This is a genomic window from Sphingobium sp. TomTYG65 (assembly GCF_055395525.1).
Genome location: NZ_AP027331.1, coordinates 1,177,751 through 1,193,524 on the forward strand (window position 1 = coordinate 1,177,751; position 15,774 = coordinate 1,193,524).

General features: G+C 65.6%; 17 protein-coding genes. 1 reads left to right on the forward strand and 16 read right to left on the reverse strand.

Features of this window, described 5'->3' with window-relative positions; genetic code table 11:
* Positions 1–29 precede the first annotated feature (29 nt).
* Genes ACZ5Y5_RS19100 through ACZ5Y5_RS19175 form a run of 16 tightly spaced genes read right to left on the reverse strand, consistent with a single transcriptional unit; the run spans position 30 to position 14,259 of the window.
* Positions 30–491, reverse strand: a complete 462-nt coding sequence (locus ACZ5Y5_RS19100; protein WP_464810998.1) for a MaoC family dehydratase — start codon at positions 489–491, stop codon at positions 30–32.
* Between the two features lies 1 nt (position 492).
* Positions 493–1,284, reverse strand: a complete 792-nt coding sequence (locus ACZ5Y5_RS19105; RefSeq protein ID WP_464810999.1) for an SDR family oxidoreductase — start codon at positions 1,282–1,284, stop codon at positions 493–495.
* Entirely contained in the window at positions 1,281–2,330 is a 1,050-nt protein-coding gene (locus tag ACZ5Y5_RS19110; protein WP_464811000.1) for an NADP-dependent oxidoreductase, read from the reverse strand. Before ACZ5Y5_RS19110 ends, ACZ5Y5_RS19105 begins: the two co-directional genes overlap by 4 nt.
* Positions 2,327–3,412 (reverse strand): acyl-CoA dehydrogenase family protein, encoded by a 1,086-nt coding sequence (locus ACZ5Y5_RS19115; protein WP_464811001.1) that lies wholly within the window; start codon positions 3,410–3,412, stop codon positions 2,327–2,329. Before ACZ5Y5_RS19115 ends, ACZ5Y5_RS19110 begins: the two co-directional genes overlap by 4 nt.
* The gene (locus ACZ5Y5_RS19120) at positions 3,412–4,317 is read right to left on the reverse strand and encodes an SDR family oxidoreductase (protein WP_464811002.1); all 906 of its coding nucleotides are present in this window, start codon (positions 4,315–4,317) and stop codon (positions 3,412–3,414) included. The genes ACZ5Y5_RS19115 and ACZ5Y5_RS19120 overlap by 1 nt, the downstream gene beginning before the upstream one ends.
* A 24-nt stretch (positions 4,318–4,341) precedes the next feature.
* The gene (locus ACZ5Y5_RS19125) at positions 4,342–4,785 is read right to left on the reverse strand and encodes a nuclear transport factor 2 family protein (protein ID WP_464811003.1); all 444 of its coding nucleotides are present in this window, start codon (positions 4,783–4,785) and stop codon (positions 4,342–4,344) included.
* Positions 4,782–5,432, reverse strand: coding sequence for a gamma carbonic anhydrase family protein (locus ACZ5Y5_RS19130; protein WP_464811004.1), 651 nt, complete (start codon positions 5,430–5,432; stop codon positions 4,782–4,784). The genes ACZ5Y5_RS19125 and ACZ5Y5_RS19130 overlap by 4 nt, the downstream gene beginning before the upstream one ends.
* Before the next feature lie 16 nt (positions 5,433–5,448).
* A complete protein-coding gene (locus ACZ5Y5_RS19135; protein ID WP_464811005.1) occupies positions 5,449–6,600 on the reverse strand; it encodes an acetyl-CoA C-acetyltransferase in 1,152 nt (383 codons plus the stop codon).
* Entirely contained in the window at positions 6,593–7,624 is a 1,032-nt protein-coding gene (locus ACZ5Y5_RS19140) for an acyl-CoA dehydrogenase family protein (protein WP_464811006.1), read from the reverse strand. The genes ACZ5Y5_RS19135 and ACZ5Y5_RS19140 overlap by 8 nt, the downstream gene beginning before the upstream one ends.
* A gap of 14 nt (positions 7,625–7,638) precedes the next feature.
* Entirely contained in the window at positions 7,639–8,793 is a 1,155-nt protein-coding gene (locus ACZ5Y5_RS19145; protein WP_464811007.1) for an acyl-CoA dehydrogenase, read from the reverse strand.
* Entirely contained in the window at positions 8,793–9,542 is a 750-nt protein-coding gene (locus ACZ5Y5_RS19150) for an enoyl-CoA hydratase family protein (protein WP_464811008.1), read from the reverse strand. The genes ACZ5Y5_RS19145 and ACZ5Y5_RS19150 overlap by 1 nt, the downstream gene beginning before the upstream one ends.
* Before the next feature lie 29 nt (positions 9,543–9,571).
* Positions 9,572–10,660: an NAD(P)H-dependent flavin oxidoreductase gene (locus tag ACZ5Y5_RS19155; RefSeq protein ID WP_464811009.1), complete on the reverse strand. Its 1,089-nt coding sequence runs from the start codon at positions 10,658–10,660 to the stop codon at positions 9,572–9,574.
* Positions 10,660–11,562, reverse strand: coding sequence for an enoyl-CoA hydratase (locus tag ACZ5Y5_RS19160; protein WP_464811010.1), 903 nt, complete (start codon positions 11,560–11,562; stop codon positions 10,660–10,662). Before ACZ5Y5_RS19160 ends, ACZ5Y5_RS19155 begins: the two co-directional genes overlap by 1 nt.
* A gap of 1 nt (position 11,563) precedes the next feature.
* Positions 11,564–12,361, reverse strand: a complete 798-nt coding sequence (locus tag ACZ5Y5_RS19165) for a CoA-transferase subunit beta (RefSeq protein WP_464811011.1) — start codon at positions 12,359–12,361, stop codon at positions 11,564–11,566.
* Positions 12,362–12,375: 14 nt separating this feature from the next.
* Positions 12,376–13,275: a CoA transferase subunit A gene (locus ACZ5Y5_RS19170; RefSeq protein ID WP_464811012.1), complete on the reverse strand. Its 900-nt coding sequence runs from the start codon at positions 13,273–13,275 to the stop codon at positions 12,376–12,378.
* A gap of 57 nt (positions 13,276–13,332) precedes the next feature.
* Positions 13,333–14,259 (reverse strand): VOC family protein, encoded by a 927-nt coding sequence (locus ACZ5Y5_RS19175; protein WP_464811013.1) that lies wholly within the window; start codon positions 14,257–14,259, stop codon positions 13,333–13,335.
* A 292-nt stretch (positions 14,260–14,551) separates the two neighbouring features.
* Here ACZ5Y5_RS19175 and ACZ5Y5_RS19180 point away from each other — a divergent pair, with 292 nt between their 5' ends.
* Positions 14,552–15,769, forward strand: a complete 1,218-nt coding sequence (locus ACZ5Y5_RS19180; RefSeq protein WP_464811014.1) for an acyl-CoA dehydrogenase family protein — start codon at positions 14,552–14,554, stop codon at positions 15,767–15,769.
* The last annotated feature ends 5 nt before the right edge of the window (positions 15,770–15,774 follow it).

Genomic DNA, 15,774 nt, shown 5'->3' on the forward strand with positions numbered 1-15,774 from the left:
TGAGGGCGAGGAAGGCGCGGGCCAAGCGGCTATTCCGGAAAATAGCGGTTGATGGTGTCGACCACGCAGGCGGGCTTGTCCTTACCCTCGATCTCGACGGTGACGCGGATCACCGCCTGGATGGCGCCGCCCTTCACTTCTTCGGCCGAGACGATTTCGCCTGTGCCGCGAATGCGCGAGCCGACCACGACGGGATTGAGGAAGCGGGTCTTGTCCATGCCGACATTCACCCCTGCGGAAAAGCGGCGGACCTCGACGATCTGGGGCATGAACAGGTTGACGAGGCTGAGGGTGAGATAGCCATGCGCGATGGTCGCGCCGAACGGACCGTCTTTCGCGCGGACCGGATCGACATGGATCCACTGATGGTCGCCGGTGCAGTCGGCAAAGGCGTCGATGCGCGACTGCTCGATGGTGAGCCAGTCGGAGGTGTCGAGCTTCGTGCCCTCCTTGCCGAGGAGATCGCGCGGATTTTCGAAGATGGTCGCCATGTTACGCCCGCTGGCTCGAGACCGCGACGATCTCGCCGGTCATGTAGGAGGAGAGATCGGAGGCGAGGAACATCATGACGTTGGCGATTTCCCAGACCTCGGCGGGGCGCTTGAAGGCTTCCTTTTCGACGAGCTTGTCCAATGCTTCCTGGGTGGTCACCTTGGCGAGGAAGGGGTGCATGGCAAGGCTGGGCGAGACCGCGTTGATGCGCACGCCATATTCGGCCGCCTCGATCGCGGCGCAGCGGGTGAAGGCCATGACCCCGGCCTTGGCGGCGGCATAATGGGCCTGGCCCTTTTGCGCGCGCCAGCCCAGCACCGAGGCGTTATTGACCATGACGCCGGACTTGGCGGCGTACATGGAGGGGAGGAACGCGCGGGTCATGCGGAAGAGCGAGGTCAAGGTGACGTCGAACACGCGGGCCCACTGCTCGTCGGTCATGTCGATAATATCGACCTCGCCGCCCAGCCCTGCATTGTTGATGAGGACATCGACCCGGCCCAGCTGGCCAAGCGACGCATCGCGCAAACCCTGCACGGCCTCTTCGCTGGTGACGTCGCAGACGAACAGGGCAGGCCGCTCGCAGCCGACTTCATCGGCGATGCGGTCGGCGGCCTCATTGAGGCGGCGTTCGTGGAAGTCGCTGATGAGGAGCTTGGCGCCCTCTTCGGCGGCGCGCTTGGCGGCGGAGAAACCGATGCCGGTGCCGGCCGCCGCGGTCACGACCACGGTCTTGCCCTTGAGAAGCCCAAGCGGCGTCGGATAGGGCGGCACGGGCGAGGTCGGGGTCATGCGGAATGGTCCTTCATGGTTGCGGCGGTAGTGGCCGCCTGATGGTCTGTGACAAGGATGATCTTGCCGCGCACATGGCCCTCGCGCACGCGCGCCATGGCGGCGGCGGCCTCGCTCAAGGGGAGGGTTTCAAGCGGCGGGGGCGTCATGCGCCCTTGCGCGGTGGCGGTAACGAGCGCTGCGAGATGGGCGGGCGCGCTTTCGAAACTGGCCGAGGTGCGGATCGTGGCTATGCCCTTGGCGGCGAAGCGCTCCGCATCGGGCAGCGTTTCATCAGGAAGCATGGTCTCGATCGCGACATAGCGGCCGCCCGGACGGATCAGCGCGGCGGGATCGGCAATGCTGCCCTGGCCGACCGTGTCGAGGAGGAGATCGACGCCATCGGGCGCCCACTGCGCGATCCTTTGCGCCACATCCTCATGGCGGTAATCGATCGGGCAGGCGACGCCGAGCGCGGCGAGCAAATCCTGGTTGGCGGGCCCTGCGGTCGCGGCGATCTGGGCTCCGGCTTCTCGCGCGATCTGGATGGCCCAGAGGCCCGTGCCGCCCGATCCGCCATTGACGAGTACGCGCTCGCCGGACGCGAGCTGCCCTTGCGCGAGCAGGGCTTCACGCGCGGAGATGCCGGGCACCGGGATGGTGGCGGCAGCGGCAAAGGAGAGGCTTTCGGGCAGGGCGACGGCCTGGGCGGCGAGGCAGATGGCATAGTCGCCCCAGGTGCCGCCGCGCCCCAGCGGCAGGGAGGACAGGAAGGCGACGCGCGTCCCGGGCTCGAGCCCTTCCACCCCTTGCCCGGTCGCCACGACCGTGCCGGTCCCGTCAAAGCCGGGGATCAGGGGCAGGAAGCTGTCGGGCAGGAAGGGGAGAAAGCCCGCGCAGGCTTTCCAGTCGGCCGGGTTGACCCCCACCGCCGCGATCTGGACCAGCGCCTCCCCCGGGCCGGGCGCAGGGACGGGCAGGTCGCGGGCGCGGATCGCCTGCGGCCCGGTAAAGCCGTCCATCGCCATGGCCTGCATGGGGGAGGAGGGGGCGCGGGCGCCCGTCATGCGGCGATCTTGTCTCCGTCGAGCAGCAGCGCGGCCAGGGCTTCGCGGTGCGCATCGGGCGTGCCGAGCCAGCTCGCAGTTGCGCGCGCGCGCTTGAAATAGAGATGGGCGTGATGTTCCCAGGTGAAGCCGATGCCGCCATGGAGCTGGATCGCGTCGCCCGAGACCGAGCGATAGGCGTCCGACACATAGGCCCGCGCGGCATGGGCGGCCTCGGCCAGTTCCTCGCCATTTTCATCGATCGCGGCGGCGGCGTAATAGGCCGCCGAGCGCGAGGCTTCGACCAGCAGCATCATGTCGGCGAGCATATGCTTATAGGCCTGGAAGGAGCCGATGAGACGGCCGAACTGAACGCGCTGCTTGGCGTAATCGACGGTGGCGTCGAGGCTGTATTGCATGCCGCCGGTCTGTTCAGCCGCGAGCAGGCCAGCGCCGATGGTCAGCGTGCGCGCGATCGCCGTCTTGGCGCTGCCGGGTTCGCCCAGGATCATGTCCGGGGTGACGGCGCAGTCGAAGGTGAGGCAAGCAAAGCGGCGGGTGCGGTCGAGGCTGGGGAGCGCTTCGATCGTGAGGCCGGGCGTGTCGGCTTCGAGGACGATGAGGCTCTCATCAGCGGTGGCGACGATGATGAACTCTGCGACATGGGCGAAGGTCACGAACTCGGCCTTGCCGGTCAAGCGGCCGTTCGCCAGGGTCGGACGGCTTGCGGTCCCTGCGAAACTGGCGCGGGTGCCTGATGCGAGGCGCGGCAGCAGCGCCGCCTGCTGTTCCTCGCTGCCTGCGGCAAGCACGGCCTGGACTGCGAGCACGGCGGTCTCGAAAAAGGGAACCGGCGCCAGGACCCGGCCGGTTTCTTCCAAGACCAGCGCCATTTCGACCGCGCCCAGGCCAAGGCCGCCCTGGGCCTCGGGGATCATGAGCCCGGCAAAGCCCATTTCGGCAAAGCTCGCCCAGAGCCCTTCGTCAAAGCCGCTGGCCCCTTCGACCGCGGCGCGGATGACGTCGGGGTTGGCGGCGTCGGTCAGGAAGTCGCGCGCGGCTTCCTGGATCGCGCGCTGGTCGTCGCTGAGCGCAAAGTCCATCAGGCGGCTCCGTAAACCGGCTTTGCAGGCTCGCGGGTTTGGAGGAGCTTGCGCACGATCGCATCCATTTCTTGTGGCTCGAGCCGCGCGCCCTTGTCGAAGGCGGGGCTGTCGGTCCAGCCTTGCGAGAGGAAGACCTGGCCGCCCTTCAGCTCGAACACCTGGCCGGTGACGCCCTTCGACTGTTCCGAGACCAGATAGGCGACGAGCGGGGCCATGTTTTCAGGCGCGAACAGGTCGAACTCGCCTTCCTTGGCCTCCATGTCGAACGCGCCGGTATTGGTCATGCGGGTGCGGGCATTGGGGGCAAGGGCGTTGGCGGTGATGCCAAGGCGGCCAAGTTCGGCCGCCTGCACCAGCGTCAGCGTGGCGATGCCGCCCTTGGCGGTCGAATAGGCCGACTGGCCGACCGAGCCCTGGAGGCCCGCGCCGCTCGTCGTGTTGATGATGCGCGCGTCGACCGGGTTGCCCGCCTTGCTCTGCGCGCGCCAATATTCAGCGGCGTGGCGCGAGGTGCAGAAATGGCCGCGCAGATGGACGCGGATCACCGCGTCCCATTCTTCAGGGGAGCAGGTGAAGAACATGCGGTCGCGCACGAAGCCGGCATTGTTGACCACGGCATGCAAGCTCCCGAAGCTGTCGAGCGCCTGTTCGACCATGCGCTTGCCCGCGTCCCAATCGGCGACGTCGTCGGTGTTGGCAACGGCCTCACCCCCCATCGCCTTGATCTCGTCCACCACCTGTTCGGCCGCGCCCTTGGTCGCGCCCGCCTCGCCATGGGTGCCAACGCCAAGGTCGTTGACCACGACCTTGCAGCCTTCCGCCGCGAGGCCCAGCGCATAGGCCTTGCCCAGGCCATTGCCCGCCCCGGTCACGATCGCAACACGTCCTTCGCAGATACCCACTTGCCTTACTCCTTCAAAAGCCTGTCATGCGGCGACCGGGATCAGCAGATGCTGGCTCACGTCGCCTACCAGATCGAGCAGCGAATAATCCCGCTGCGAAAAATGCCATGCCTTGTCCACCCGGACGAAGGCGTCATGATAGCGGCCCGCGCAGATCGCCTGGAGCGGCAGGTCGGGGGTCGCCTGGAACACGGTGTAATAGGAACGGCAGGTGGCGGTCCCTGCCGCCTCGTCCACCTCGACGATGGGGTTGGTGATGATGTGCTTGGTGCGCGGCGTGCCGCAAGGGTAAAGCCGCACATGGGCGCGCCAGAGCGCGAGCATCGGCGCTGACCCTTCGACCACTTCGCCGCCGCCGGTCTTGACCTGCGCGCGCTCGAACAGCGCGGCGACGCCTTCAAGGTCGCCTGCGTCCATCAGCTCGGCATAGCGGTAGAGGAGGTTGGTGATCGCCGTGGCGCTGCTCATGGCTTGCCTTCCCGCTGCGCCGCTTGGGCTTCGCGATGCTGCGCGGTCTCCCCGGTCAGGCGCACGGCGACCGCCTCCGACTGGCTGCGCTGCGCCTGACGCGCTTCGTCGGCCTCCCGCAGCGGCTGCGCCTCGATGAGGTCGCTGAGCGCCGAGCGGGCGAGCTTCTGATACTCCCCCTCGCCATTGTTGCGCCAGGTGACCTGGTGCGGCTCGAAACTCTTGACCACCTTGGCCGGGTTGCCCACGACCAGGCTGCGCGGCGGGGTGACCGTGTCGGACTTCACCAAGCTAAGCGCCGCGACGAGATTTTCATCGCCAATGACCGCATTGTCGAGGATCACCGCATTCATGCCGATCAGGGCATTTTCGCCGATCTCGCAGCCATGGATGATCGAGCCATGCGCGATCGTCGCCCCGCGCCTGATCACCGTGTCGCGCAGCTGGTTGGCGTGCACCGTGACGCTGTCCTGGATCGAGCTGTCGCCCTCGACGATGATCCGCCCGAAGTCGCCGCGCAGCGACGCGCCCGGGGCGATGAAGCAGCCCGGCCCCACGATCACGTCGCCGATCAGCGAGGCGAGCGGATGGACGTAGCTCGATGGATCGACGACGGGCGTGATCCCCTGATAGGCGTAGCAGGGCATGGGGGCCGCTTTCCCGTCAGAGCCGCTCGATGATGGTGACGTTGGCCTGGCCGCCGCCTTCGCACATGGTCTGGAGGCCATAGCGGCCGCCGGTGCGCTCAAGGGCATTCAAGAGCGTGGTCATGAGCCGCGCGCCGGTGGCCCCGATCGGATGGCCCAGCGCGATCGCGCCGCCCTGCACATTGACCTTCTCATGGGGCACGTCGAGTTCCTTCATCCAGGCCATGGTGACGCTGGCGAAGGCCTCGTTGCATTCAAAGAGGTCGATGTCGTTGATGCTCATGCCCGCCTTTTTGAGCGCATATTGGGTGGCGGGGATGGGGCCGGTCAGCATCCAGACCGGGTTTGCGGCGCGCACCGAAAGATGATGGATGCGGGCGCGGGGTTTGAGGCCATGTTCCTTGACCGCCCTTTCGCTGGCGATGAGGAGGGCGGCTGCCGCGTCGCAATTCTGGCTGGCGACGCCCGCGGTGATGATGCCGCCTTCATTGACGGGCTTCAAGGATGCCAGGCCCTCGAGCGAGGTGGTCGGGCGGATGGTCTCGTCGCGGGCGAGGCCCTCGAACGGAGCCACTTCCTTGTCGAACCAGCCATTGTCCCAGGCGGCCTGGGCGCGCTGGTGCGAGGCGAGGCTGAACTCTTCCATCGCGGCGCGGCTGATGCCCCATTTGTCGGCGATCATCTCGGCCGACTTGATCTGGTTCACTTCTTCATCGCCATAGCGCTCGATCCAGCCCTTCGACCCATGGAAGGGGCTGTCGAAGCCATATTGCGCGCCGGCGATCATCGCGGCCATGATCGGGATCTGGTTCATCGCCTGGCTGCCGCCTGCGACCACCAGGTCCTGCGTGCCGCTCATCACGCCTTGCGCGGCGAAATGGACCGCCTGTTGGCTTGAACCGCACTGGCGATCGACGGTGACGCCGGGCACATCTTCAGGCAGACCCGCGACCAGCCATGCGGTACGGCCGATGTCGCCCGCCTGGCCGCCGATCGTCTCGGTGCAGCCCCAGACGACGTCCTCGACCTGGGAAGGATCGATGCCGGTGCGGGTCACCAGTTCCTTGATCGGATGCGCGCCAAGGTCGGCCGGGTGGACATGGGCAAGGCTGCCCTTCTTGCGGCCGACGGGGGTGCGGACGGCGTCGATGATATAGGCTTCAGGCATTGGCGGCCTCTCGTGCGAAGGTCTGGTCCGGCCCCATGGGCTGGGTGAAGATGCGCGTGGCGATGCGCGCGCGGTGATAGGCAGGCGTGCCCCAGCTTTGCGTCAGGGCGACGGCGCGCTTGAGGAACAGGTGGACGTCCACCTCCCAGCTATAGCCCATCGCGCCATGCACCTGGATCGAGGCGCGGGCGGCCTTGTCGGCCGCTTCCAGGGCAACCAGCTTGGCATGGCTGACGCGGGCGCGGGCTTGCGTGTCGCGCGCGCCGATTTCGGCGGCGGCGGCGGCCACCACAGGCTTGGCGAACTCGATCGCGACCTGCGCGGAGGCGAGGTGATGCTTGACCGCCTGGTAGCTGCCGATCGGCTTGCCGAACTGCTGGCGTTCCTTGGCATAGTCGACCGCAAGGTCGACCGAGCGCTGGGCGAGGCCCAGGGCGAAGGCGGCGTTGAACAGGGCCGCGCGGTCCAAGGCCAGGTCCCAGTCGGCCTTCCCCAGCGCGGTTGCGTTGCTCGGGCTCCACTCGACCGAAAAGAGGCGGCGGAAGGGGTCGATGCTGGGCTGGGCGGTCAGCGTCACCTGGTCGGGCGTGGCGAGATAAGCCTCGCCATCCTGGTGCAGGATGATCGCCGCTGCGCTGTCGGCATTGGCGACATAGGGATTGAGCGGATGCTGGATCGCGATCGCAGCGGTGGGATCGGCGAGCAGTTCATGATCGGGCGCAAGCGCGGCGAGCATCGGGGCGGCGACGCCTGCGCTCTCGATCAGCGGCTCGGGCAGGACGACATAGCCTGCTTCCTGGGCGATCAGGGCAAAGTCGGTTTCGGCAAGCCCGATCCCGCCTGCGCTTTCAGGGAGCAGGACAAGGGTGAGGCCGGTCTCGACGATCGACGCCCAGCGCGTGGGGTCGATCGCCTCGCCCGCTTCCATCATGCGGCGCCAATGGTCGGGCGTCGAGCTGTCGGCGAAGAGCGAGCGCGCGGTCTCGGCAAACATCAGCTGTTCATCGCTGAGGGTGAAATCCATCTCTTTATTCCCCCTTAGCGCGGCAGGCCGAGCATGCGCTCGGCGATGATGTTGCGCTGGATCTCGTTCGATCCGGCATAGATGGGCCCGGCGAGCGCGAAGATATAGTCGTCGATCCAATCGACGGCGTTCGCGTCGGGCGCTTCGTGGGTGAGTTCGGCCTGTGGCCCCAGGATCGAGAGCGCTGTCTGCGTCAGATGAATGTCGAGCTCCGACCAGAAGATCTTGTTGGTGGACGCCTCAGGCCCGATCTTCGCGCCCGCCATCAGCCGCGAGGCGGTCTGGTAGATGTTGAGCGCATAGGCGTCGGCATTCATGTGCGCGCGCACCACATCGGCTTCGAGCGCCGGGTCAGCGCTGTCCTTGTTGGCGGCCCACAGTTCGGCCAGCTTCTTGGCCGCCACCTGGTAGCGGGCGGGCGAGCGTAGCATGAGGCCGCGCTCGAACCCGGCGGTCGCCATGCAGATGTGCCAGCCCTGGCCTTCCTCACCGAGGCGATTGAAGGCGGGGACGCGGACATTTTCAAGGAAAATCTCGGCAAAGCCGACATGGCCGTTGATCTTCTTGATCGCATTGACCGTCACGCCCGGAGCATTGAGCGGGAAGAAGATGAGGCTCATCCCCTTGTGTCGCTCACTGCCCGGTTCGCGGAACAGGCCGAACGCCCAGTCGGCGAACACCGCGCGGCTCGACCAGATTTTGTGGCCATTGAGGATATAGTCGTCGCCCTCCCGCGTCGCGGTGGCGCGCACGCCGGCAAGGTCCGAGCCTGCCTGCGGTTCGGACCAGGCCTGCGCCCAGATTTCCTCGCCCGACGCCATCTTGGGCAGGAAGCGCTGCTTTTGCTCATGGGTGCCGAATTCGATCAGCGTCGGCCCCAGCAGGAAGATGCCGTTCTGGTTGACGCGGCCCGGCGCCCCTGCGCGATAATATTCTTCCTCGAAGATCAGCCACTGGATGAGGTCAAGGCCGCGCCCGCCATATTCGCGTGGCCAGGTCACCATGCCCCAGTCGCCCGACTTCAGGGTTTTTTCCCATTGCCGGTGCGCCTCGAAGCCTTCGCGCGTCGCGTCGAAATGCTCGAGCGGTTCTGATGGCACATGGGCTTCGAGCCAGCTGCGGACTTGCGCGCGGAACGCCTGCTGCTCGGGAGTGTAGTTGAGGTCCATCAGAACTTCGCCGTGCCCTTTCCTTCGGCGAAGGCGTCGCGCGCCTTCTGGCTGTCTTCATGCATGTACATTTCGAGGGTGAAGCCCTGCTCGATCCGGTAATGGGCGGAAGGATCGGTGGGCTCGATGAGATTGAGCGCCTGCTTGGCGATGACGAGCGCCGCGCGGCTCTTGGACGCGATCACCTCGCAGAAGGCGTAGGCCTCTTCCTTGAGCTGCTCGAGCGGCACCACCTTGTGGACCGATCCGTGGCGATAGGCGTCCTCGACCGGGATGCGGCCGCCGGTGAAGAAATTGGCGCGCACCATCTGGACCGGCAGCATGCGGCTCATGAAGGCCGCCCCGCCCATTGCGCCGCGGTCGATCTCGGGCAGCGAGAAATAGGCGCCTTCCGCGGCAATCAGCGCGTCGCAGGCGCCCGCGATATTGACGCCGCCGCCGATGACGAAGCCGTGGAGCGCGCCCACCACCGGGATCTCGCATTCGCGGATCGCCTTGAAGGTGAGATAATTATCCTTGTTGAGCTTTGCGATGCGCTCGGGGTGCGCGGCCATTTCCTTGATGTCGACGCCGCCGCAAAAACCCCGCCCTTCGGCGCGGATCAGGATGCAGCGCACCTCAGGATTGCGCGAGGCTTCCCAGACGAGGCCGGGAATCGATTCCCAGCCCTTGGTGTCGAAGGCGTTGACCGGCGGATGGTCGAACAGGATTTCGGCGATCCGGTCCTTGATGGTGAGCGTAATCGGCATGTCTTGTCCTTCTTCCTCAGGCCCTCTCCTCAGGCCGCGCTGGCGGTCTCGCGGCCGAGCGCAGCGAGCGCTGCAAGGCGCTCATGCGCTTCTGCGACGATGCGGTCGACCAGTTCCTGGCAGCTGGGTATTTCATCGATGCGTCCGCCGACCACGCCGGTCGCCATCACGCCATGTTCGATGTCGCCATCGACCACCGCCTTCTGGATCAGCATCGGCATGGTCGCGGCCATCATCGCCTGTTTCAAGGGCACCTGGCCATGGCCGGTCATCCCCTTGGCCGACTTGATCATGTCGAGCCAGCTTGCCCCGCTCAGCTTCTTCATCGCCGCGCTCGCTTCGATCGCGCGCAGCCACATGCCCAGTTTTCCGGACTTTTCGATCTTGTCCATGAGGCGGGTGCGGACCATCCGCTGGGGGATGCCGTCCAGCTTGGTGGTGACGACGATCCGGTCCGTAGAAGCTTTAAGATATTCCGCCTTGGCGCTGTCGGGGACCGGGCTTTCCTTGGTGAGGAGGAAGCGCGTGCCCATCGCGATGCCGACCGCGCCATAGGCCAGCGCTGCGGCAAGGCCGCGCCCGTCGGCAAAGCCGCCGCTCGCGATCACCGGCACCTTGACGGCATCCAATACCTGGGGGAGCAGCACGGTGGTGGGGACGGACCCTGTATGCCCGCCGCCTTCGCCGCCCTGGACATTGACCATGTCGACGCCCAGTTCGACCATCTTCTGCGCATGCTTGACCGCGCCGACGGTGGGGACGCAGAGGATCCCTGCATCCTTGAAGCGGCCGATCATCTTGGCGTTGGGGCCGCGGCCGAAGCTGACCGCGCGCACCTGATCCTTGTTGGCGAGGATCAGTTCGACGATTTTGTCGGCGCCGGGCTGGAAGCTGTGGAAATTGACGCCGAAGGGCTTGTCGGTGCCACGGCGGACGGCAAGCAGCTTCTCGCGCGCTTCGTCGGGCGTCATCACCGCCGCGCCCAAAAAGCCGAACGCGCCCGCATTGCTGGAACCGATGACGAGGCTCGGCTCGGCGACCCAGCCCATCGCGGTCTGGATGATCGGCCAGCGGCAGCCAAGCCGCTCGGTCATGATCGTGTGCAGCGGATCACCCATCATTCGCTCGCCTGCTTTTTGTTCGCTTCCGCCATCTTCTTGGCGTCGAGGCCCGCAATCGAGCTGCCCTGCGTCAGGTCATTCTGGGCGTGGGCGAAGTGGTGCATATGATATTGCGCCTCCATCGCGTTGCGCTTGCCCATCAGCTCCTCGACATGGTTGATCGCCTGCTTGGTGAGCCAGTTGCCAAGCCGGGGCTGCGCGACGAGCTTGGCCGCCATGGCCGCGACGGTCTCGCGCAGCGCTTCGCGGGGCACGATCTTGTTGACCATGCCGAAGCTTTCGGCTCGGCTCGCGCTCATCCGCTCGCCTAAGAGCAGGAACTCCTTGGCGACGCGCGGCGGCAGTTCATAGGCATGAGCGAAATATTCGACGCCAGGGATGCCCATGCGGTTGACCGGGTCCTGGAAGAAGGCGTCGTCGGTGGCGACGATGAGGTCGCACACCCAGGCGAGCATGAGGCCGCCTGCGACGCAGGCGCCCTGCACCATGGCGATGGTCGGCTTTGGCGCGTCGCGCCAGCGCCGGCACATGCCGACATATTGCTCCTTCTCGCGGGTATAGAGCAGTTCGGCGGCAGGCTTGTTGACATGGCCCGGCACCAGCAGCCGGTTCTCGAAATGCTTGTGCACGTCGCGGCCGGGCGTGCCGATGTCGTGGCCTGCCGAAAAATGCTTGCCGTTGCCGCCCAGCACGATCGCGCGCACATCGTCATCGTTCACGGCGCGCACGAACGCGTCATCAAGCGCATAGGTCATCTGGCCGTTCTGGGCATTGTTGAAGCCCGGGCGGTTCATCATGATCCATGCGACATGATCGATCACCTCATAGGTGACCGGCTCATCCGTCTCGTAAACAATGTCGACCTGCTGCGGTTCGACCAGGCGGTCGGTCTCGTTCATCTCAGGCTGCCCTTCTGTCTCCGGCCGGATTGTCCTTGAACACGGTCGCGCGGACATTGTTGGGATCGATCTTCGCGATCAGCTCCAGCTGCTGCGCGGTCGGCGCAGGCGTGGTTGGGATTTCGCCCTCGACCTTCGCGAGCGGGAAGCCGGTATTGTCCTGCACTTCCTCGAAGGTGACGCCCGGATGCAGCGAGATCACGCGGATCTGGTGATCGGGGCCGCCGAAATCCATCACGCAAAGATTGGTGATGATGCGGCGCAGGTCGAGGCCCTGGGGCGGCCCGCCATTGCGGTAGCGCGCCGGATTGTAGCCCGCCATGCAGACGAAATCGACTTCGCCTTCCACGAACGCACGCTTGTTGTGGTTGGGGAAGAAGAAGCTGTTGGGGTGGCTGATCGAGTTGCCCGGAAAACCGCGCGCGCCCAGCATCGCCGCCTTGGGCTTCTTGTGGTCGCCGATCACCGAGATATTGGCCTGGCCATAGCGGTCGATCTGCACCGGGCCGACCAGCGCGTGGCGGCGGCCGCTCCACAGGGCGGAGAAGACGCGGTCATAATTGGCGATGCCTTCAAACTCGGGCTCGGCGGCGCGCTTGCCGGGGCCGACCGGCTCGCTGGTGTACCAGGCTTCGCCATCGGTGGTCTGGATGGCAGGCGCGAAGCTCAGTTTCGCAAGGCCAGCGCCGATGCGGGGAAGGGGGCCGATGCCGGTCGCCATCACCTCGCCATCCTCGCGCCAGACTTCGGCGCAGGCGGCGATGACGAGTTCAGCGAGCGAATAGCTATTCTGGGTCATGTTCGGTCTCGCTCTTAGTAAATGGGGACGGGGAGCTGCTTGACGGCTTCTTCGCCGCCGATCGCCGCCTGATAGTCCGCTTCGGACACGTCGATATATTTCGCCTTATAGTCGGCCCAGGCTTCGGGCGAGGCGGCGCTTTCGACATAGGTCTTGATGTGCTTGAGATCGAGCTGATAGTCGGGTGCGGCGCTCGACGGGTGGGCACCGAGCGGCGCCTCGGCAACGCCGTTGATCATCGCGCGCTCGACCAGATTGTAGCGGCTGTTCTTCTTCATATCGAGCTCTGCGGTCGGCACGATCTTCTCGACGGTGACAAAGCTCTTCTTCGCCGCGCGCACCAGCAGTTCGTCGAACAGCGAGTCGACCGAGAGGGTGAGGATGTTGCCGCGCTCGTCGGAGCGATGGGCATGGATGAGCGCGATGTCGGGGACGAGTGCGGGCATGGCGACGAATTCCTCGCCATCCTCATAGGGGCTCTTGACGAATTTGAAGTCGAAGCCCGACTGGTTGATGATGTCGGTGCCGATGCCGACGCGCGTCGGCAGGAAGGGCAGCTTCATCGCGCCTGCGCGCAGGCCCCAATGATACATGCCCTCGTCCAGTTCCAGCACCTCGAAGGCGCCGGCCTGGCGGGCGTTGCGGAAATGCGGCTCGAGCGGATAATGATCGAGGCTGGCGAAGGCGAAGACGAGCTTCCTGATCTTGCCGGTGGCGGCGAGCAGGCCGATGTCCATGCCGCCATAGCCCGCCATGACGGTGAGGTCCTTGAGGTTCGACCGGGCGATGGCGCGGATGAGCGCCATGGGCTTGCGGCGGGTGGCCCACCCGCCGATGCCGATGGTCATTCCGTCGGAAATCTGGTCGACGATGTCGTCCACCGTCATGCGCTTGTCGAGCATAGTCTCAGTCATCCTTTTGCGTCAGTCTCGTCCGGTCCCGTGCGCCAGTCCTGCCAGTCGTCCTGCCGGTCAGTCCTGTTCATGGGCCCATTTATGGCCCCAGTCGCTTACCGCGAGGCTGGTGGTGGGGACCCATGTGTCGGGGTCTATTACCAGGCCGTTCCATCCATATTCGATGTCAAAACCGCCTGGTGTCTGCATGTAGAAAGAGGTCATCTTGTCGTTGACATGGCGGCCAAGGCTCGCCGACAGGGGAACTTTGCCCTTGCTCTTCAAGACCCGGTCATAGGCGCGGCCGACATCCTCGAGGCTGCCCACTTCCAGCATCATGTGCACAGCGCCATTGGGGCTTTCGGGCATTTGCCCCAGCGCCAGGCTGTGGTGGCGCGGGTTGCAGTGGAGGAAGGCAAAGCCCACGCCCGGATCGTCCTCGCCGCCGCCCTGCAGGTAGAAGCGGCCAAGGTCGGTGTCGCCAAAGCCCATCACCTGCTTGTAGAAGGCGTGGGTCTCGTCAAAATTGGGGGCGGTGAGCACGACATGGCCCATCCCCATGTCGCCGTCCGCGCCGCCATCGCTGCCGGTCACGAAGCGGCTGACGCCTGCGGGCGAGGTGAAGGGGGCATAGTCGACGAAGCGGCCGTAGAAGATCTCCATGGCGTTGCCGGCCGGGTCCGACGAGCGGGCCAGTTCATAGACCTGCCGCGCGCGCGCCTCCATGACGCCCGCGCGCGTCACCGGCCGCCCGGCGGCCTCGATGCGGGCCAGGAGCGATTCGAAATCCTCGCGATTCGCGCATTCCCAGCCCGGGGCGACGAAGCGGTTCTGCTCCCCCTTTTCCACCCACAGGCGGTAGGGCCGGTCGTCCATGCGGAAGAGCGCGACGTCCTCGCGCGGCGAGGCTGCGGCCATCAATCCTGCGATATTGCAGGCGAAATCCTGCCAGCTCCCGAGGTCCTGCGCCTCGATCACCACATAGCCCAGCGAAATCACTGCCATTCTGCCGCCTCGCCCTTCTTTATCCCACTTGCCCCGCCATGCGCGTTGAGGAGCGTTCCAAAATGACCTTTCCCATACGCATATGGCAAGCACTGCCTTGGATTTTGCGTGGCCCTGGAAAGGTGCATTCGCATGCGCTCAACGAGCTTATGGCAATTCGTTCCCGATCCGCCTATAAGCAACGGCCCAAATGCGCAAGCCCTGTTTGTCTTGACAGTTTGCGTAATAGCAGATTATATAAACTACGCATATAGCAAATTTTGAGCATTGAGTCGCCGACATGGAGAAGATGATGACCGGGGCAGCCGCAACTCGACCCATTGGCCAGGACGAGGAGCTTCCCTCGGCCGAAACCCTGATTGCCCGGGCCAAGGCGATGATCCCGGTGCTGCGCGAACGCGCGCGCGCCTGCACGCTCGCCCATGACGTGCCGGTCGAGACCGTCGCCGAGATGAAGGCGGCCGGCTTCTTCCGCGTGCTCCAGCCCAAGCGCTATGGCGGCTATGAGATGCACCCCAATGTCTTCTTCGAGATTCAGAAGGCGCTGGCTGAAGGCTGCATGTCGACAGGCTGGATCTACGGCGTGCTGGGCTGCCACCCCTATGAACTCGCCCTCTTCCATGACGAGGCGCAGAAGGAAGTATGGGGCGAGGACCCCGACATGCTCGTCTCCTCCACCTATCAGCCGGTCGGCAAGGTGGAAAAGGTCGACGGCGGCTTCTACCTTTCGGGCCGCTGGGGCTTTTCCTCAGGCTCCTCCCATTGCGGATGGGTGCTCCTGGGCGCCATCAATTTCGATACCGATGGCGGTCCGCCCGACATGCGCACCTTCCTGCTGCCGCGCTCGGACTATCAGGTGATCGAAGGCACCTGGGACACGTTCGGCCTGCAGGGCACCGGCAGCTTCGACATCCTCGTCGAGCGCGTCTTCGTGCCCGAATATCGCACCCACCGCGCCGTCGACGGCTTTGCCTGCACCAATCCCGGGCAGAAGACCAATGACGCGCCGCTCTACCGCATCCCCTGGGCGCAGCTCTTCATCCGCTCGGTTTCCAGCGCCGCCTTCGGCGGCATCCGCGCCGCCACCTCGGCCGCGATGGAGATCATGGGCAGCCGCGTCTCGACCAACACCGGCAAGGCCGCCAAGGCCGACCCCCATCTCCACGCCGCCATCGCCCGCGCGATCGCCGAAACCAACGAGATGGAGCTGACCCACCGCACGACCTTCAACGAACTGATGGACTATGCCGAGCGCAATGAGCCGGTGCCGATGGAAAAGCGCGCGCTCTTTGCCTACCAGTCCTCCAATGTCGTGCGCCGCATGGCCGACCTTGCCGACGACATGGTCAAGCTGATGGGCGGCCGGGCGATCTACATGTCGAGCCCGATCCTCCAGCCCTGGCTCGACCTCCACGCCGCGCGCGCCCATGTCGCCAACGACCCGGCCAACCGCACCAGCGACGTCATCGGCACGATGAACGGCGAACCGCCCGCCTTCACCTTCATCTGACAGGC